Below are 18350 nucleotides of genomic sequence, written 5' to 3' on the forward strand. Positions count from 1 at the left end.
CTCTGGGCCACCGGGCCACTGCGCCATGCCAATGCGCTTCCAACACCGAGTCTGTACGCTGATTGGCCTGGACGGCAGGGCCAATTCGCGGAGGTTGGTATGGCAGAGATGCGGGTGGTCCGGTCCGTGGACACCGTGAGCGGTACCGCGCGGACGCTCGGCAGCCGACAGCTCGCCGGGCAGATCACCGCCCTGACGGGCCCCCACCCCGGCTACCGGGCGCTCGCCCAGGGCGTGCGCACCCTGCTGCTCGACGGCCGCATCCCGCTGCACACGCGGCTGCCCGCCGAGCGCGAGCTGGCCACCGCCCTTGAGGTCAGCCGGGCCACCATCACCGCCGCCTACGACCTGCTCCGGGAGGGCGGCTATGCGCTGAGCCGGCGCGGCGCGGGCACCTGGACGGGGCTTCCCGAAGGCGCGGCCCCGGCCAATGTGGCCCGCTACCAGGCGCCGGACGGGGTCATCGACCTGGCGATGGCCGCGCCGAGCGCCCCGGCCGCGGAACTGGCGGCCGCGTTCGAGCTGGCCGGGCCCGAACTGGCCTGCCACGCCGCCACCAACGGCTACCACCCGCTGGGCCTGCCCGAGCTGCGGGCCGCCGTGGCCGAGCGCTACACGCGTCGCGGTCTGCCCACCCTGCCCGAGCAGATCCTGATCACCACCGGCGCCCAGTCCGCGGTGTCCCTGGTGGTGAACCTCCTGGGCCGCCCCGGCGACCGGGCCGTCGTCGAGAGCCCGTCCTACCCCAACGCCCTGGACGCGGTACGGCACGCCGGGCTGCGGATCACACCGGTGCCGGTGACCGAGGACGGCTGGGACATCGACCTCCTGGAGTGCACCCTGCGCCAGACCGCACCCCGCCTCGCCTACCTCATCCCCGACTTCCAGAACCCCACCGGCGCCCTGATGGGCACCGAGCAGCGCACACGGCTCCTGCGCGCGGCCCGGGCCACCGGCACCTGGCTGCTCATCGACGAGACCATGGCCGAGATGTCACTGGAGGGACCGGCCCCGGCGCCCTTCGTGTCCCTGGCCCACCAGGGCGAGGCCGAACAGATCGTCACGGTGGGCTCGCTCAGCAAGACCCACTGGGGCGGGCTGCGGATCGGCTGGGTCCGGGCGGGCTCCCGGCTCGTCAACGAGCTCGCCGCCCTGCGCATCCACGTGGACCTGGCGCCCTCACTCGTCGACCAGGTCCTCGCCAAGACGCTGCTCCCCGGCATGGACGACGTGCTGCGCACCCGCCTTCCGCTCCTGCGCGAGCGGCGCGATGCGCTCGCCGACTCGCTGGGCCGCCATCTGCCCGAGTGGCGCTGGCGGACGCCGGTCGGCGGGCTCAGCCTGTGGGTCGACCTCGGCCGCCCGATCGCGGGCGCGCTGGCCCAGGCGGCGCTCGCCCACGGGGTGAACCTGCAACCGGGATCCCGTTTCGCCGCGGACGCCGGCACCCACGAACACCGCCTGCGGCTCCCGTTCGTACACGAGCCCCAACGTTCGGAGGAGGCGGTCCGCCGCCTCGCCGCGACCCTGGATGCCGGCCTGCCCGCCGTCACGGGCGGCCAGAACCGCCCGCATTGGGTGGCATGAACTTGTGTGCTACCGAAGGGCGTTCAGGCGTTACTTGATGTGACGGTGCCTCACCTATGGCTGCCCCACGAGCAGTTGACCGCCCCGCCGTTCAGCGGCGGCCCGGCGGCCCGCCGAACAGCTCGACCGCCTTCCGTACGTCCGTCACCGCGGCCGCCAGGGCGCTGACCGAGCCGATCGAGCCCGCGATCAGCAGCAGCGAGCGACGCAGCCGCGGCACCTCGGGTACGCCGCTGACGGCCATCGCGGCCAGCGCCGCCAGCTCGTCCTCGGCGACGGCCCGGTCGGGAAACTCCGCCGGATGACCGGCCAGCTCGCGGCGCAGCCGCGACACGGCCGCTCGCAGCTCACTCACTCTGGGGTCCTCACCACTGCCGGTCACGGCCCTCTGCCCCACGCCTCGCAACAAGAGTCCTCCCCCACGCACGTCCTCGTGCAGGTGTTCTGAAACCGTGCAGTGAAGGTCAACTGCCGGGATTCGCGGGCAAGTTAACGCCATACGGTGTGTCGTGCGCCACTCCGGGGACGGAATTCGCAGGAAGCCCGGGGTATATCTGGGGCCATGACGCAACCGACGACAAATGCGGCACGGGCCACCGGACTGCTGCTGGCCGCGGGCGGCGGCCGGCGCCTCGGCGGCCGCCCGAAGGCCCTGCTCCCGCACCGCGGCCGCCCGCTCTTGGAGAACGCGGTCCGGGTCCTGCGCGAGGGCGGCTGCGGCACGGTGTACGTGGTGCTGGGCGCCGCCGCCGAGGAGGTGCGGGCCCGCGCGGACCTGGCGGGCTGCGTGCTGATCGACAACCCGGACTGGTCCGAGGGCATGGGCTCCTCGCTGCGGGCAGGGCTGGAGGCGCTGGGCAAGGCGGCGACGGAGGGCGGCCGGGACGGCGGGGCGCGGGCCGCGCTGGTCTCGCTCGTCGATCAGCCCGGCATCGGCGCCGAGGCGGTGGCCCGGGTGCTCGCCGCCCACCGTTCGGGCGATTCCCTGGCGGCGGCCTCGTACGACGGAAAGCGGGGCCATCCGGTGCTCTTCGGCGCGGAGCGCTGGGCGGACATCGCGGCGAGCGCGACCGGCGACCGGGGCGCCCGGGCCTATCTGAAGGCCCACGAGACGGAGATCGCGCTCGTCGAATGCGGGGACGTGGCCGAGCCGTACGACATCGACACGGAGGCGGATCTGCGCCGGCTCCAGTAGACCTGGAATGGACGCGAGAACACCGGGCAGCCGCCGAAAACACGGAGTGAACGGGGTGGCACCCAGCGCCATGGTCCCTCGACCCGGAGAATCTCGACATCAACAAACCATTGAACTTCCACCATGAGGAAACTAGTATCCACTGTTCAGAAGCGCCCGTCAGATCAACCGGCGCCCACAGTCGTACCTCGGAGCCCTGGCACTGAGTGCCATGCTTGGCGACCCGGCGGCCGTCAGGGCACCGCCCCGCGAAGGAGTGACAGCTCATGTCCGCACCAGCGCCGTCTCCGCTGGCCATCGTCGATGCCGAGCCCCTGCCCCGGCAGGACGAGGTACTCACCGACGCGGCCCTCGCCTTCGTGGCGGAGCTGCACCGGAACTTCACGGCGCGCCGTGACGAGCTCCTCACCCGCCGCCAGGACCGCCGCGCCGAGATCGCCCGCACCTCCACGCTGGACTTCCGCCCCGAGACCGCCGAGATCCGCGCGGGAAACTGGAAGGTCGCGCCGGCCCCGGCCGCGCTGAACGACCGCCGTGTGGAGATCACCGGTCCGACCGACCGCAAGATGACCATCAACGCCCTGAACTCGGGCGCGAAGGTCTGGCTCGCCGACTTCGAGGACGCCTCGGCTCCCACCTGGGAGAACGTCGTCCTTGGCCAGCTCAACCTGATCGACGCCTACGAGCGCCGCATCGACTTCACCGACCCCAGGTCGGGCAAGTCGTACGCACTGAAGGACGCCGACCAGCTCGCGACCGTCGTGATGCGGCCGCGCGGCTGGCACCTGGAGGAGCGCCACCTCCAGTTCGACGGCCGCCCGGTCCCGGGCGCGCTCGTCGACTTCGGTCTGTACTTCTTCCACAACGCGCAGCGCCTGATCGACCTCGGCAAGGGCCCGTACTTCTACCTCCCGAAGACGGAGTCGTACCTTGAGGCGCGCCTGTGGAACGACATCTTCGTCTTCGCGCAGGACTACGTCGGCATCCCGCAGGGGACCGTGCGCGCCACCGTCCTGATCGAGACGATCACGGCCGCGTACGAGATGGAAGAGATCCTCTTCGAGCTGAAGGACCACGCGGCCGGCCTGAACGCGGGCCGCTGGGACTACCTCTTCTCCATCGTGAAGAACTTCCGCGACGGCGGCGCCAAGTTCGTCCTGCCGGACCGCAACGCGGTCACGATGACGGCCCCCTTCATGCGCGCCTACACCGAACTCCTGGTGCGCACCTGCCACAAGCGCGGCGCCCACGCGATCGGCGGCATGGCCGCGTTCATCCCCTCGCGCCGTGACGCCGCGGTGAACAAGGTCGCCTTCGAGAAGGTCAAGGCGGACAAGGACCGCGAGGCGGGCGACGGCTTCGACGGCTCGTGGGTGGCCCACCCCGACCTGGTCCCGATCGCGATGGCCTCCTTCGACGCGGTGCTCGGCGACAAGCCGAACCAGAAGGACCGGCTGCGCGAGGACGTCTCGGTGGCGCCCGGCGACCTGATCGCCATCGACTCCCTCGACGCCAAGCCCACGTACGACGGCCTGGTCTCCGCCGTGCAGGTCGGCACCCGCTACATCGAGGCGTGGCTGCGCGGCCTCGGCGCGGTCGCCATCTTCAACCTCATGGAGGACGCGGCCACCGCCGAGATCTCGCGCTCGCAGATCTGGCAGTGGATCAACGCGGGTGTGGTCTTCGAGAACGGCGAGAAGGCCACGGCCGACCTCGCCCGCAAGGTCGCGGCCGAGGAACTCGCCGCGATCCGCGCGGAGATCGGCGAGGAGGCCTTCGCGGCCGGCAAGTGGCAGCAGGCCCACGACCTCCTCCTGAAGGTCTCCCTCGACGCCGACTACGCCGACTTCCTGACCCTCCCGGCGTACGACCAACTGGTGGGCTGACCCCACGAGTTACGCCTTCGGCTCCGCCCCCGGTACCGCACAGCACCGGGGGCGGAGCCGTTTCACGTGAGGGCCGCGCCCGCGGCCACGAAGGCGCAGATCAGCACGAACAGGATCGCGAGCAGCGGCGCCACGAAGCGGAGGTACTTGTTGTAGCCGACCTTCGCCAGGGCCACCCCGCCGATGGTGACGGCGGTGGTCGGCACCCACAGGTTCATCCAGCCGCTGGCCGCCTGCCAGGCGGTGACCACCACCGCCCGCGAGACGCCCGCGAAGTCCGCCAGCGGGGCCAGGATCGGCATCGCGAGGGTGGCGTGCCCCGAGGTCGAGGGGATCAGGAAGGCCAGCGGCAGGTTCACCACGAAGACGAGCACGGCGAACAGGGCGGACGGGGCGCCGCGCACCACGCCCTCGATGGAATGCAGCACCGTGTCCGTGATCTGCGAGTTGTTCATGATGACGGTCACGCCCCGGGCCAGCACGATGACGAGGGCCGGCGAGATGAAGTCCGCCGCGCCCTGGATGATCGTCGAGCTCAGTGCGGCCTCGCCGAGCCGGGCCGCGACGCCCACCAGGACCGCGGCCACCAGGAAGAGCGCGGCCAACTGCGGGAAGGACCAGCCCAGTTCCCAGCCGTACGGGGTGGCGTCCGCCTTGCCCGTCAGGGCGCTGGACCACGGCACCACCGAGAAGATCATGAAGGCGAAGACGAGGACGAGGAGGGTGAGGACGAGTCTGTGCGTGCCGGTCAGCTCCGGGGGGCCCTCCGGGCCGGGCGACGACCCCGGCGACCGGTTCACCTCGCCGGGTCCCCGGGCCCCGCCCGCCGGCTCCGTCCGGGCGTGGTCCCGGTCACCCGGCAGGAAGCCCGACAGGGACTTCGACGGGTCCCGTTGTACGCGCCGCCCGTAACGGACCACGTACAGGATCGACACCGCCGTCAGGACCAGCCACATCACGAAGCGCAGCACGATGCCGTCGCCCAGGGAGATGTCGGCCGCGGACGAGGCGACGCCCGTCGCGAAGGGGTTGACGGTCGAACACAGCACACCGATGCCCGCGCCCACGATGATCGTGCCGGTCGCGACGAGCCGGTCGTAGCCGAGCGCCAGCATCAACGGCACGATCAGTCCGTAGAAGCCGAGGGTCTCCTCGGCGAAGCCCTCCACCGTGCCGAGCACGGAGAACACCGTCATCACGCCGGCGATCAGCAGCGCGCCGCGCTCGCGCAACCGGTGGGCCAGCAGGCCGATGCCCCGGTCGAGCGCGCCGGTCGCGAAGACCACGGTGATGAACGCGCCGATGGCGAGCACGAAGAGGAACACCCCGGCGCTGCCGTACAGTTCGCCGGCCAGCGACGGGCCGACCTGGCCCGTCTTGGCGTCCTGGATGCCGTACAGACCGTTCACCGGGGAGAGGAAGAGGTCGTTCAGGCGGTCCACGAAGCTCCGGCCGCTGTCGACCCGGTGGTACGTGCCCTCGACGGGCGCCCCCTCGGCGTTGCGGTCGTACGTGCCGGAGGGGATGACGAACGCCAGGATCCACACGGCCACGGTGACGATCGCCAGGATCGTCAGGGCGCTGGGAAACCGCAGCCCCGCACTCTTCGACGGTTCCGGCTCCTCCAACGGCGGTTCCGGGGGCGGGACTTGGGGCGACGCCCCCGCTCCGGCGGCCCCGGCGGAACCGCCCGCGTCCGGCCCCGGCCCGGGCGTGGGACCGCCCGCGTCCGGCCCCGGCCCGGGCGGCGCTGTCACGACCCGCTCCCGAAAGCCGCCGCGTACTCCCGCAGGAAGGCGGCCTCCGCGATGACCGCGCCGCGCAGTTCGGAGAAGAGGACGCGTTCGTTCGGGGCGTGCAGCGCGCACAGGCTGTCCTGCGCGCCGAAGAGCAGCACCTCGGCCCCCGGCACCGCCTTGGCGAGCCCGTTGACCAGCGGGATCGAGCCGCCGCTCGCCGCGAAGGCGGGCTCCGCGCCCCAGCCCTCGCGCAGCGCGGTGAGGGCCGCGCGATAGGCCGGGCCACCGGTCGCCGGCTCGAACCCGGGGCCGGTGTCGCCCGCCGTGACGGTCAGCTCGATTCCGAACGGCCGCAGTGCCTCCAGATGGGCGATGAGCCTGCCCTGCGCCTCCTTCGGCTCCTGCTCGGGGTGGAAGCGGAGGTTCAGTTTGGCGCGGGCGTACGGCACCACCGCCGAGGCCGCGTGGTCGACGCTCGGGGCGTCGATGCCGATCACCGTGATCGCGGGCCCGCTCCACAGCCGTTCGCCGAGGCTGCCGGTGCCGATCAGCGGCACCCCGTCGGACACCGCCGCGAGGTCGCGGAACTCCTCCTCCGTGTACGAGGTGCCGGACCACGCCTCGCGGCGAAGGCCGGGCACGGCCACATCGCCATCGGCGTCGTGCAGGGTGGCGAGCGCGTGCAGCAGCACGAGCAGGGCGTCGGGGGCGGCCCCGCCGAACTCCCTGCTGTGCCGCGCCTCGGCCAGCGTGCGCACCTCGACGACCACTTCGCTCGCGCCGCGCAGGCCGGTGGTCAGGGTGGGTGAGCCTGGGCGGATGTTGCCCATGTCGGCGATGACCATCGCGTCGCAGGCGAACCGCTCGGGGTCGGTGGGCGGATAGTCGTCGAAGGCGCTGCCGTACTCCTCCTGGCCCTCGATCACGATCTTGATGCCGGTCGGCGGACGTCCGCCGTACGCGCGCAGCATGCCGACGTGGACAAGGATGTTGGACTTGTCGTCGGCGATGCCCCGGGCCCGAAGGCCGCCCTCGACCGGCGTCGGCTCGAACGGCGGCGACTGCCACAGCGACGCGTCGCCGGGCGGCTGGACGTCGTAGTGGCCGTAGAGCAGCACGGTGGGCGCGTGCGGGTGCGGCGGGGGGATCTCGGCGTAGACGACGGGCGCGGTGTCGGGCAGGTCGAGCCGCTCGACGTGCTCGACTCCGGCCTCCTTCAGCAGTTCCACCACCAGGTCGTACGCCTGGTGCACCGGTTCGGGAGGGAAGCCGGGGAAGGCGATCGAGGGGATGCGGGCCAGCCGTTCCAGGTCTGCCCGCAGCCCGTCCATCAGCGCATCGACCGTCGCTCGCAGGTCCTGGTCCGCGTCCATGGGACTCAATGCACCACGAGGTGGGCGGCCGCGCATCCGGTGCTCGGCCGGGTGCAGCACCCCCGGGCCGCCCCGGGACCGGACTCAGGGAACGGCCACGGTCGGCTGGGCCGAGAAGTCACCCCACTTGCCGTCCGGCAGCCTGGCCCGGATCTTCACGCTGTAGCGGGTGCCGGGCGGGTCGGTGACGGTGAACCTGTACGAGCCGAGGCCCTCGGGCGACGGGGTGCCGGGCACGATCGTGGTGGTCGGGGCGCCGTTGAGGAACAGCTGGTAGGCGCCGATGTCCCCGCCGGTCCGCGGGGGAACCCAGTGCAGGGTGATCTCCGTGGCGCTCCCCGACGCGGCCCGGGCGACGGACGCCCGCAGGCCGGCCGGCGCGGTGCTCGGGGGTGCGCCGGCTGCGGAGGCGGTGGTGACGTCGACGGCGACGCTGTCCGGCGAGGAGTTGTCGGCCGCGTCCCGGGCGCGCACGGTGAAGGTGTAGACCGTGCCGGGGCGAAGTCCGGTCACGTGGGCCGTGGTCAGGGCGCCGCCGACGCTGTGGATGCGGGCGCCCTCCTGGTAGACGTCGTACGCCGTCACGCCCACGTCGTCCGTGGCCCGGCCCCAGGTAAGGACGGCCGCGCCGGTGCCGTCCGCGCGGCCCGTGAGCCGGGCCGGGGCGCTCGGCGGACGTTTGTCGTCCGGGGTGGCGGCCGGGGTGGTGACCGAGGCGGGGGCGCTGGGGACCGACCGGTTCCCGGCGGCGTCCAGGGCCCGCACGGTGAAGCGGTACGGGGTCGAGGCGGTCAGCCCGTCGACGTCGATCATGCTGCGGTCGCCGGGGACCTCCTTGGCCGTCGTCCCGTCGCGCAGGATCTCGTAGCCGGTGACGGCCTTGTTGTCGGACGATGCCCGCCACATGACGTGGACCGAGGTGGCGCTGCTCGCCTGCGCGGTGACCGCGCCGGGCACGGTGGGGCTCGTACGGTCCTTGCCGCCGCCCGCGCCGCACGCGGTGAGCAGCAGGGGCAGCACGGCGACGAGGGCCACGACTCCCGCGGTCCGGCGGCCGGTCCGGCCCTCGGACCGGCCAAACGTTCGACCGCCGGCTCGGCGGCTTGCATCTCGGCGCACGGCTGGGCCCTCCGCCCGACGGAAAAGGTCCAGACCTGTATGACACGGTGACGCGAACACGGCAAGAGTGCGGGCCAAGATCGTGGCCCGCACCGGAGATCACCGGATGGGCAGGCCCTCCTCGCCCGGGATCGCCGAACCCCGGCGCCGCTCCCGATGAGTTCCGGGCCCGCGCGCGGTCTCCCCTGCATGAGCAGCCAACCGAATGCCCACGCGCCCCTGCCCGACCTCGGCCCCGCGGCGGCCGAGCTGAGCCGTCTGCTCGGTGGCGTCCGCGACGAGCACCTCGACGGCCCGACGCCCTGCCCCGAGTACGCGCTGCGGGAACTCCTCTCCCATGTGCTCGGCCTGAGCGTCGCCTTCCAGGACGCCGCGCACAAGAAGTCCGGTCCGACGACCGGCACTCCCCCGGGCACGGTGGCGCCGCCCGAGCTGCCCGCGGACTGGCGCACCGCGCTGCCCGGGAGCCTCGCCGCGATGGCCGCGGCCTGGCGGGAGCCGGCGGCCTGGGAGGGCATGGCGCAAGTGGGCGGCCTCACGCTCCCGGCCGCGGTCACGGGCCGCGTCGGCCTCGACGAACTGGTCGTCCACGGCTGGGACTTGGCGAGGTCCACGGGACAGGACTTCCGTGCGGCCCCGGACGACCTGGAGATCTCCTACGCCTTCCTCGCCCCGTCGAAGGACGACCCGGCCGCCCGCGGCACGGCCTTCGGCCCCGCCGTCGACGTCCCCGACGAGGCCCCGATGCTGGACCGCCTCATCGGCATGAGCGGCCGCGACCCGGGCTGGACCCCCCGTACCGTCCGCTGAGCTGACCGCCCCGCGACCTGTCAGTCCTCCCAGTGCGCGGGGCGTACCAGCGACGGCGGAATCCTGGTCGTCGCGTCGCCCTTCGCCGCGTTCAGCTGGGCCTGGGTCAGGAAGAACGCCTCGGTCAGATCGGCACCGGACAGGCGCGCGTCGCGGAAGTCGGCGCCGATCAGATCCGCCAGACGCAGATCCGCCCCGCGCAGATCGGCGGCGATGAGGAAGGCGCCCCGCAGGTTCGCCCCGCGCAGGTCCGCGCCCTTCAGGCGGGCGCCCATGAGGTCGGCGCCCCGGCGGTCCTTCTTCCTGCCGGGGAACTCGGCCCTGACCAACTCGCTCGCCCTCAGCAGCAGTTGGTTGACCTCCTCACGATGGCTCGGCACGTCGAGCACCGCCAGGGCCTCCGGGGCGAGCGCCGTCAGCGCCTCGGTCCGCGAAAGGGCCGCGCGCAGCTCCGCGTGGACGGGCCGCGCCTTCGGCAGGGCGAGCGCTTCGGTGACGTACCAGAGCAGTTCGTGGAGCTGGCGCATCACCGGAAAGACCTCGAACATCGCCGCGGCCGTCTCCGGAGCCGCCCGCCAGTCACGGCCCTGGAAGGTCCCTTGCGACACCTTCTGGCCGGCTCCGAAGCAGTCGTACACCGTGCAGCCCTGGAAGCCGCGGCCCCGCAGCTCGCGGTGGATGCCGCAGCGGAAGTCCTGCTGGAGGTTGGGGCAGGGCTTCCCGGCCGGCTTGTCGATCGCGAAGTCGGCGGACGCCGAGTAGGCGAGGGAGACACAGCACAGGCCGAAGCAACTGCCGCAGTCGGAGACGAGGGCGAGACGGGTCGCACCCGGAGACGGGACGGCTGCCTCGTGGTTCTGGGACAACGTGCGGGGCTCCTTCTGACGGGCGCGCCGGCCTGCGGTGACGGCGACCCGACAGTCTAGTCGCGCACCGGCGCCGAGCGTTCCGCGACGGCAGGACCCGGCGAGGACGCACCGCCCGACTCCCCAACTTCCTTGTGCCGCAGGGGTGTACGACCACTTCCCGGTAATGGTAGGAAAGTTTCCTAACAGAACACCGAGCGACGAACTTCCTCATGGAGGTCCACGTGCACACCCCCCACCGCAAGGCCACCGCACGTCGTACCAAGATCGCCGTCCGCGCCCTGCTGGGCACCGCACTCCTCGCGGTACCGGTCACGGCGTACGCCGCGGAGAACCCGGCCGCCCCCACGGCGGACAATGCGTCGGTGATCAACGCCGCCGCGACCGGGCTCGACGACCCGGCGAAGAAGGACATAGCCATGCAGCTCGTCTCCAGCGCGGAGAACTCCTCGCTGGACTGGAAGGCGCAGTACAAGTACATCGAGGACATCAAGGACGGCCGGGGCTACACCGCCGGCATCATCGGCTTCTGCTCCGGCACCGGTGACATGCTCGACCTGGTCAAGCTGTACACGGCCCGCAACCCGGGCAACGTCCTGGCGAAGTACATTCCGGCCCTGGAGGAGGTCGACGGGACGGACTCGCACAAGGGGCTCGATCCGAACTTCACCAAGGACTGGAAGACCGCGGCCTCGGAGACGGAGTTCAAGCAGGCCCAGAACGACGAGCGCGACCGGGTGTACTTCGACCCCGCGGTCGGCCGGGGCAAGTCGGACGGGCTCGGCACGCTCGGCCAGTTCATCTACTACGACGCCATCGTCATGCACGGCGACGGCAGCGACCCGACCAGCTTCAGCTCCATCCGCAAGCGTGCGCTCGCCAAGGCCAAGACCCCGGCCCAGGGCGGCAACGAGACGACGTACCTCAACGCCTTCCTGGACGCCCGGGTCTGGGCGATGAAGCAGGAGGAGGCGCACAGCGACACCAGCCGCGTCGACACCGAGCAGCGGGTGTTCCTGAAGAAGGGCAACCTCGACCTGAACACGCCGCTCGACTGGAAGGTGTACGGCGACCCGTACCACATCGGCTAGGCCCCATCCCCCAACTCCCCCCACAGGAAAGGCGGTCACGGCGGCGACAGGCCGCCGTGACCGCCCCTTGCGCATCGATGGCCGAAATCGGCCGAGTTGATGAAACTCGCTTTACGCAACCTTTGCGGCCCGTATTCTCTCCTTCACCAGATCATCACAAGAGCCACGATCGTCCGAGAGAGCCGCCGCATGCGCATATCAAGACCAGCCGTTCGCACTCTGCTCATCTCCGGTCTGCTCGGTGCGGTCGCCCTCACCACGGCCGGCTGCCAGGACGACGCCGCCAAGCCGGCCAAGCCCACGGCGAGCAGCCCGGCCGCCACCCCCACGCAGTCGGCCACGCCCTCCTCCTCGCCGTCGCCGGCCGGGAGCCGGAGCGCGAGTGCGACCCCGACCCCGACGCACAGCGCGACGCCCGCCGCACCGCCCGTCGCCGCCACCAAGGCGCCGGTCCCCAAGGCCCCGCCGAAGCCCAGGATGACGGCCCCGGTCCCGCCGCCCCCGATGAACGGCGGCGGCAACAAGGGCGGCGGCAGCAAGGCCGGTGGCGCCGTGTACTACAAGAACTGCACCGCCGCCCGGGCCGCCGGGGTCACCCCGCTGCACCGCGGCGACCCCGGCTACGACTCCCATCTGGACCGGGACGGCGACGGCGTCGCCTGTGAGCGCTGAGCCTCAGGCCGCGCGTTCCTGCCCGAGCCGCCAGGTCATCCAGTCCGCGCCGTCCGCGAACTGGGCGCTGGGGAAGGCGGTCGCACCGCTGCGCACGCGGTGCAGCCGCCCCTCCGCTTCGAGCAGCGCCAGATCGCGGTAGACGGTCATCCGGCTCACTCGCATTTCCCTGATCAGCTCGGCGATCGAGACATGGCCCCTGTACTCGACCCAGCGCGCGATCCGGGCACGACGGACGTCAGCGGTCAGCACGGCGAGCACCTGCGGCCGCGGCCGCCGAGCGCCATCCGGTTCCAGGTGTGGCGCCGGCCGCGGACCGCGACGGAGTAGGAGTAGAGCAGCTCCGGGTCGCACATGCCGGGGATGAAGGAGTCCCCGAAGTGGTGGGCGTCGACCCCTATCTCCTTTGCGGTGAGGGCGAGTTGGGGCACCACATGGGTGTGCGAGCCCTCCTGGCTGGTGCCGATCGCGCCCATCACCACGGCTCCCGCGTCCTGCACGGCCGCGACCGCCTCGGCGGCCAGCTCCTTGGTGACGCCGGGCATGGTGCCGGGCAGCGGCAGCACGACCCCGTCGGCGCCCGCCTCGACGAGCGAGGTGAGCCGGGCGGGGGTGACGCGCTCGGGGTGCCCGGCGTGGTGCATCTTGCCGCTCCACAGGGCGACCTCGTCCCCAAGTCCCTTGCGGAGCTCCTCCGTTACGCGTGCCAGCCCGTCGTAGGAGCCGCCGGTGCCGGGGTTCGCGGTCAGGCACAGCATGGCCGCGCCCAGGTCGACGAGGCGCTTGGCGTACTCGGGCCTGGCCCGCCGGATCTCCGGGACGTCACCGGGTTCGAGGTTGACGGCGACGGGGCGGCCGATGTGCGCCGCGAGGTCGCCGATCGAGGTGAAGGTGCCGAGGCCCGGCAACGTCAACCTGCGCCCGTCCCAGGCGCGTTCGATGAGGTTCAGGACGACGAGGTCGGCGCCGAAGGCCGCCACGAGCTCCATGTTGTGGACACCCCGGCCGTCCTCGCCCGGGATCAGCGCAGCGCGTTCGGCGAAGACCTCGGCGACCATCGTGCGGCCCTCGGCGGCCGCGACGGCGGCGGTGAGGCGCCGTCCGCGCAGCGCCGCGAGGTCTTCGCGGTCGAGGTCGAGGATGCGGGTGTTGGGCTCAACTGTCGTGTTCTGCATGGCTACTTGGCCTCGGCCTTCAGGAGTTCGGCAAGTTCTTCGTCGGATTCACGGCCCGGTGTCGGCAGGTTGAACCTGGTGATCGCGAAGCGGAAGACCACGTAGTAGAGGACCGCGAAGCAGAGGCCCACCAGGGCGAGCAGCCAGGGCTTCTGCGCGATGCCGAGGTTGAGGAAGAAGTCGATCGCGCCGGCCGAGAAGCCGAAGCCGTCCTTCATTCCGAGCGCCCAGGTCAGTGCCAGCGAGACGCCCGTGAGCACCGCGTGGATCGCGTAGAGGACCGGGGCGATGAACATGAAGCTGAACTCGATCGGCTCGGTGATGCCGGTGATGAAGGCGGTGAGCGCGAGGGAGAACATCATGCCGCCGACGACCTTGCGGCGCTCGGGGCGGGCGCAGTGGGTGATCGCGAGGCAGGCCGCCGGGAGGGCGAACATCATGATCGGGAAGAAGCCCGTCATGAACTGGCCGGCGGTCGGGTCGCCCGCGAGGAAGCGGGGGATGTCGCCGTGCGCGCCCCGGTAGTCGCCCGCCTGCCACCACGGGAAGGAGTTCAGGAGGTGGTGCATGCCGACCGGGATGAGACCGCGGTTGGCGATGCCGAAGATGCCGGCGCCGACGGCGCCCGAGCCGACCAGCCATTCGCCGAAGTGGTGGAGCCCGGCGCCGAGCACCGGCCAGATCAGGCCGAAGGCGATACCGATGAGCAGGCCCGCGAAGGACGACAGGATCGGCACGAGGCGACGGCCGCCGAAGAAGCCCGCCCAGTCCGGCAGTTTGGTCCGGTGGAACTTCTGGTAGAGCAGGGCGACCACGATGCCCATCACCACACCGCCGAGGACACCGGCGTCGACCGGCGCGTCGTTCATGACGATCCTGCCGTCCACCACGGCCGCGACCTTGGGCAGGGTGCTGTCGGTGAAGGTGGCGAGCACCTTCTGGAAGACCAGGTATCCGGCAACGGCGGCCAGGCCCGTCGAGCCGTCCGCCTTCTTCGCGAAGCCGATCGCGATGCCGACGCAGAAGAGCAGGGCGATGTTGCTGATGATCGCGCCGCCGCCCGCGGACATGTATCCGGCGATCTTGGTGACGACGGTCGGGAAGGACTCCCTGCCGAGCATGTCCGTGTTGCCGAGGCGTACCAGGAGGGCCGCCGCCGGCATCACGGCCACGGGCAGCATCAGGCTGCGGCCGATCCGCTGCAGGACCGCCATCAACCCGGCGCCCCGCTTCTTCTTCTCGGTCGCGTCCGTCGGTGCGGCCGTACTCATCTGCTTCCTCCATGGACAGGGTGTTGCCATGGCAGGGGGCGCAACATCCGAACGGGCCGCGACCCCGTGAGGGAGCCGCGGCCCTTCCGTTCTAACACCGTGACCAGCGAAAACAGCTGCCGAGTGGCCTACGGACGACCTTCGGCCCGGCAGGTGGTGCCACAGGTCCCCGAGGGTCCCGTGGCCTGCCGGGCCGAAGGGATGAGACGTCGTGCGCAGCGGGCGCACCGCGTAGTGGCGCGATGCGCCGGTCAGTGCAGGGCGACCTCCGGTTCGGCCGCCTGGAGCGCCTCGACCTCCGTCTCCTGCCGCTGCTTGCCGAAGTGGTTGAAGGCCAGGTTGAGGACGATGGCCACCACGCAGCCGGTGGATATCCCGGAGTCGAGGACGACGAGGACCTGGTCGGGGAAGGCGTGGTAGAAGTCCGGCTTGGCGATCGGTATCAGGCCGATGCCGACGGCGGCGGCCACGATCAGCGCGTTCTCGCCCTTCTCCAGGGCCGCGGTCGACAGGGTCTGGATGCCGCTCGCGGCGACCGATCCGAACAGGACGATGCCCGCGCCGCCGAGCACCGGCAGCGGGACGAGGGAGATGACCGAGGCCGCGACCGGCGAAAGCCCGATCACGACGAGGATGAGACCACCGGTCGCGACGACGAACCGGCTGCGCACCTTGGTCATCGCGACGAGCCCGATGTTCTGGGCGAAGGCGCTGGCCATGAAGCCGTTGAAGACGGTGCTGAGTACGGACCCGAGGGTGTCGGCACGCAGCCCCGCGGCGATGGTCTTCTGGTCGGCCGGACGCTCGACGATCTTTCCGAGGGCCAGCATGTCGGCGGTGGACTCCGTCATACAGACCAGCATCACGATGCACATCGAGACGATGGCGGCGACGTCGAACTGCGGGGCGCCGAAGTGGAACGGCGTCGGGAAGCCGACGACGTCCGCGTTCTTGATGGCGTCCAGGCTGGTCTTGCCCATCGGGATGGCGATGATCGAGCCGGCCACCAGACCGAGCAGGATCGCGATCTGCTGCATGAACCCGTGCAGCAGTTTGCGCAGTGCCAGCACGATGACCAGGGTGATCGCGGCGAGCGCGAGGTTGGAGAGCGAACCGTAGTCGGAGGCCTTGTCGTTGCCCCCGGAGGCCCAGTTGAAGGCGACGGGAAGCAGCGAGACGCCGATCAGGGTGATCACGGTGCCGGTGACGACCGGCGGGAAGAAGCGGACGAGCTTGCCGAAGTAGGGGGCGGCTATGAAGCCGAGCAGTCCGGCGACTATGACCCCGCCGAGGATGACGGGGATGGCGTCGGTGCCGTGTTCCTTGCCGATGGCGATCATCGGGCTCACCCCGGCGAACGAAACCCCGTTCACGAAGGGCAACTTGGCGCCGATCTTCCAGATCCCGAGGGTCTGGAGGAGCGTGGCGAGACCCGCGGTGAACAGGCTCGCGGCGACCAGGAAGGCGGTCTCCTTGGTGTCGAGCCCCACGGCGGGGCCGACGATCATGGGCGGGGCCACCACACCCGCGTACATCGCGGCCACGTGCTGGAGGCCACTGGTGAACATTTTCAGCGGGGGGAGCGTCTCGTCGACCGGGTGCTTCTCGCCGGTCTGGGCGGAGTTGACTGCGAAGTTGCGAAACCTGGGCTGTGCGGCCACGGCGGTTCCTCCGGTCGGTTACACGTCGGCGGTGGACGCGGGTGTCTTGGAGGTGGTGCGTTGTGGTGCGTTGAGCAGCTGGAACAGGTGGTGCGAGGCAGTACGGACAGCACGGCTCGGCTGTCGGGTGGTACGGGGTGGCGCCGGACGGTTGGGGATGGGACCGAACGGGTGCGGGTGGTACGGGCGTTGCCGGCCGCCGGGCGGTTCTCCGGTCGGGCGGTTCTCCGGTCGGGCGGTTCTCCGGTCGGGCGGCGATCGCCGTCGAGGGTGCCGGACGGTGCGGGCGGAGCGCGCACGGCGCGTCCGGTGGTGCTGGACCGGTCGGCGCTGCTGGCGCCAACTCACGCATTCCGTGCGGGGGTTGGCACGTTTCACCGTTCCGGGGGGTGCGTACGTCCTTGTAGTACGCACCCCCCGGTCCAGCTGCCGTGGACCCCGCTCGGGTCCACGGCGACCGGCCGAGGGCCGTCCCCCTCGGCCGGACTCCTTGGGGTCAGGCCTGCGCGGCGATCCGGGCGAGGCGCTGGGCCTCTTCGCGGGTCGCGACGGCGATGGCGTCCTCGTCGACCGTGGTGAGACGGCTGTTCTCGACGATCTGCTTGCCGTTCACGAACGAGGCGGTGACCGGGGCCGCCGCACCGAAGACGAGCGCGGTGACCGGGTCGGCGATGGAGGCGTGGGCGAGGGTGTCCAGCTTCCACAGCACGAAGTCGGCGAGCTTGCCCGCTTCGAGGGAGCCGATCTGGTCGGCGCGGCCGAGCACTTGGGCGCCGCCGAAGGTGCCGAGGCGCAGGGCCTGGCGGGCGTTGAGCGCGGCCTCGCGGTGCTGGGCGTTGAGGCGGTTGATGAGCAGCGCGTTGCGCAGCTCGGTGTGCAGCTCGCCCGACTCGTTGGAGGCGGTGCCGTCCACACCGAGGCCGACCGGGACGCCGGCCTTCAGCATGTCCGGGACGCGGGCGATGCCGGCGGCGAGACGCGCGTTGGAGGACGGGCAGTGGGCGACGCCGGTGCCGGTGCGGGCGAAGGCGGCGATGTCGGAGTCGTTCATGTGGACGCAGTGCGCCATCCACACGTCGCTGCCGAGCCAGCCGGTCGACTCGAAGTAGTCGGTCGGGCCCATGCCGAACAGCTCCTTGCAGAACTGCTCCTCCTCCACGGTCTCCGAGCCGTGGGTGTGCAGCCGTACGCCCTTGGCGCGGGCCAACTCGGCGCCCTGCTTCATGAGTTCGGTGGAGACCGAGAAGGGCGAGCAGGGCGCGACGGCGACCTGGGTCATCGAGCCGAAGGAGGCGTCGTGGAAGCGGTCGACGGTCTCGGCGGTCGCGGCGAGCGCACCGTCGAGGGTCTCGACGGCGAAGTCCGGCGGCAGGCCGCCGTCCTTCACGCTGCGGTCCATGGAGCCGCGGGCCAGCGTGAAGCGCACGCCCATCTCGGAGGCCGCGCCGATGATCGCGCCGGACAGGTCGCCGGAGTTCTGGGGGTAGACGTAGTGGTGGTCCATCGCGGTGGTGACACCACCGCGGGCCATCATCGCGAGCGAACCCTGGGCGGCGACGCGCCCCATCTGCTCGTCGATGCGCGCCCACGTCGGGTAGAGGGCCACCAGCCAGTTGAAGAGGTTGTGGTCGGTGGCCAGACCACGCGTGATCCACTGGTAGAAGTGGTGGTGCGTGTTGACCAGGCCGGGGGTGACCAGGTGGCCGGTGCCGTCGATGCGGCGGACCACGTTCTCCAGGCCCTTCGGGGCCTGGCCGGCTCCGATCGACTCGATCTTGTTGTCGGCGACGACGAGGTAGCCGGAGGCGTACTCGGTGTCATTCGCGTCCACGGTGGCGATCGCACAGTTCTCGATGACGATGCGCTGGGGGGCTGCCGAAGGTGCCATGGTGCTTCCTTCTTCGT

16 protein-coding genes are annotated in these 18350 nt (G+C 71.4%); 6 read left to right on the plus strand and 10 right to left on the minus strand.

The features are described 5' to 3' along the window. Positions 1-99: 99 nt before the first annotated feature. Positions 100-1587 carry a MocR-like transcription factor YczR gene (gene yczR, locus IE267_RS18790; protein WP_189764003.1) on the plus strand — a complete coding sequence of 496 codons (1488 nt, stop codon included), beginning with the start codon at positions 100-102 and terminating at the stop codon, positions 1585-1587. 91 nt (positions 1588-1678) lie between these two features. Here the strand turns inward: yczR and IE267_RS18795 are convergent, their stop codons facing one another. After that, a complete protein-coding gene (locus tag IE267_RS18795) occupies positions 1679-1996 on the minus strand; it encodes a DUF5955 family protein (protein ID WP_167152610.1) in 318 nt (105 codons plus the stop codon). A gap of 153 nt (positions 1997-2149) precedes the next feature. Between IE267_RS18795 and IE267_RS18800 the strand changes: the two genes are divergently transcribed. Then, the gene (locus IE267_RS18800) at positions 2150-2782 is read left to right on the plus strand and encodes a nucleotidyltransferase family protein (protein ID WP_189764004.1); all 633 of its coding nucleotides are present in this window, start codon (positions 2150-2152) and stop codon (positions 2780-2782) included. A gap of 266 nt (positions 2783-3048) precedes the next feature. Then, positions 3049-4668 carry a malate synthase A gene (gene aceB, locus IE267_RS18805; protein WP_189764005.1) on the plus strand — a complete coding sequence of 540 codons (1620 nt, stop codon included), beginning with the start codon at positions 3049-3051 and terminating at the stop codon, positions 4666-4668. A gap of 62 nt (positions 4669-4730) precedes the next feature. Here the strand turns inward: aceB and IE267_RS18810 are convergent, their stop codons facing one another. The 3 genes from IE267_RS18810 to IE267_RS18820 form a co-directional block, all read right to left on the minus strand. Further along, complete coding sequence (locus tag IE267_RS18810) at positions 4731-6296, minus strand: YfcC family protein (RefSeq protein WP_229861323.1); 1566 nt, start codon at positions 6294-6296, stop codon at positions 4731-4733. 125 nt (positions 6297-6421) lie between these two features. After that, positions 6422-7780, minus strand: a complete 1359-nt coding sequence (locus tag IE267_RS18815) for a M20/M25/M40 family metallo-hydrolase (RefSeq protein ID WP_189764007.1) — start codon at positions 7778-7780, stop codon at positions 6422-6424. 84 nt (positions 7781-7864) lie between these two features. Further along, the gene (locus IE267_RS18820) at positions 7865-8815 is read right to left on the minus strand and encodes a fibronectin type III domain-containing protein (protein ID WP_189764008.1); all 951 of its coding nucleotides are present in this window, start codon (positions 8813-8815) and stop codon (positions 7865-7867) included. A 273-nt stretch (positions 8816-9088) separates the two neighbouring features. Here IE267_RS18820 and IE267_RS18825 point away from each other — a divergent pair, with 273 nt between their 5' ends. Next, positions 9089-9709, plus strand: a complete 621-nt coding sequence (locus tag IE267_RS18825; RefSeq protein WP_189764009.1) for a TIGR03086 family metal-binding protein — start codon at positions 9089-9091, stop codon at positions 9707-9709. Positions 9710-9729: 20 nt separating this feature from the next. Here IE267_RS18825 and IE267_RS18830 read toward each other — a convergent pair whose 3' ends face one another. Beyond that, complete coding sequence (locus IE267_RS18830; RefSeq protein ID WP_167152616.1) at positions 9730-10575, minus strand: pentapeptide repeat-containing protein; 846 nt, start codon at positions 10573-10575, stop codon at positions 9730-9732. A 224-nt stretch (positions 10576-10799) separates the two neighbouring features. Between IE267_RS18830 and IE267_RS18835 the strand changes: the two genes are divergently transcribed. Next, complete coding sequence (locus IE267_RS18835; RefSeq protein ID WP_229861306.1) at positions 10800-11666, plus strand: chitosanase; 867 nt, start codon at positions 10800-10802, stop codon at positions 11664-11666. Between the two features lie 189 nt (positions 11667-11855). Continuing rightward, positions 11856-12338 carry an excalibur calcium-binding domain-containing protein gene (locus tag IE267_RS18840; RefSeq protein WP_189764011.1) on the plus strand — a complete coding sequence of 161 codons (483 nt, stop codon included), beginning with the start codon at positions 11856-11858 and terminating at the stop codon, positions 12336-12338. Positions 12339-12341: 3 nt separating this feature from the next. Here IE267_RS18840 and IE267_RS18845 read toward each other — a convergent pair whose 3' ends face one another. The 5 genes from IE267_RS18845 to IE267_RS18865 all read right to left on the minus strand — a co-directional run bounded on the left by IE267_RS18845 (position 12342) and on the right by IE267_RS18865 (position 18333). After that, entirely contained in the window at positions 12342-12590 is a 249-nt protein-coding gene (locus tag IE267_RS18845; protein ID WP_161244854.1) for a DeoR family transcriptional regulator, read from the minus strand. Further along, positions 12584-13513 carry a DUF7916 family protein gene (locus tag IE267_RS18850; RefSeq protein ID WP_189764012.1) on the minus strand — a complete coding sequence of 310 codons (930 nt, stop codon included), beginning with the start codon at positions 13511-13513 and terminating at the stop codon, positions 12584-12586. Before IE267_RS18850 ends, IE267_RS18845 begins: the two co-directional genes overlap by 7 nt. A gap of 2 nt (positions 13514-13515) precedes the next feature. Continuing rightward, positions 13516-14784, minus strand: a complete 1269-nt coding sequence (locus tag IE267_RS18855; protein ID WP_189764013.1) for a PTS transporter subunit EIIC — start codon at positions 14782-14784, stop codon at positions 13516-13518. A gap of 251 nt (positions 14785-15035) precedes the next feature. Further along, entirely contained in the window at positions 15036-16445 is a 1410-nt protein-coding gene (locus IE267_RS18860; RefSeq protein ID WP_229861307.1) for a nucleobase:cation symporter-2 family protein, read from the minus strand. Positions 16446-16941: 496 nt separating this feature from the next. Beyond that, entirely contained in the window at positions 16942-18333 is a 1392-nt protein-coding gene (locus IE267_RS18865) for an 8-oxoguanine deaminase (RefSeq protein WP_161244857.1), read from the minus strand. Positions 18334-18350 lie beyond the last annotated feature (17 nt).

This window comes from Streptomyces xanthochromogenes (genome assembly GCF_014650455.1).
Lineage (GTDB): Bacteria > Actinomycetota > Actinomycetes > Streptomycetales > Streptomycetaceae > Streptomyces > Streptomyces xanthochromogenes.

Excerpts from the sequence above, each read along its gene's own strand:
- yczR (WP_189764003.1), top strand. The coding sequence starts at position 100 with ATGGCAGAGATGCGGGTGGTCCGGTCCGTGGACACCGTGAGCGGTACC.
- IE267_RS18800 (WP_189764004.1), top strand. The coding sequence starts at position 2,150 with ATGACGCAACCGACGACAAATGCGGCACGGGCCACCGGACTGCTGCTG.
- aceB (WP_189764005.1), top strand. The coding sequence starts at position 3,049 with ATGTCCGCACCAGCGCCGTCTCCGCTGGCCATCGTCGATGCCGAGCCC.
- IE267_RS18815 (WP_189764007.1), bottom strand. The coding sequence starts at position 7,780 with ATGGACGCGGACCAGGACCTGCGAGCGACGGTCGATGCGCTGATGGAC.
- IE267_RS18825 (WP_189764009.1), top strand. The coding sequence starts at position 9,089 with ATGAGCAGCCAACCGAATGCCCACGCGCCCCTGCCCGACCTCGGCCCC.
- IE267_RS18840 (WP_189764011.1), top strand. The coding sequence starts at position 11,856 with ATGCGCATATCAAGACCAGCCGTTCGCACTCTGCTCATCTCCGGTCTG.
- IE267_RS18850 (WP_189764012.1), bottom strand. The coding sequence starts at position 13,513 with ATGCAGAACACGACAGTTGAGCCCAACACCCGCATCCTCGACCTCGAC.
- IE267_RS18855 (WP_189764013.1), bottom strand. The coding sequence starts at position 14,784 with ATGAGTACGGCCGCACCGACGGACGCGACCGAGAAGAAGAAGCGGGGC.
- IE267_RS18865 (WP_161244857.1), bottom strand. The coding sequence starts at position 18,333 with ATGGCACCTTCGGCAGCCCCCCAGCGCATCGTCATCGAGAACTGTGCG.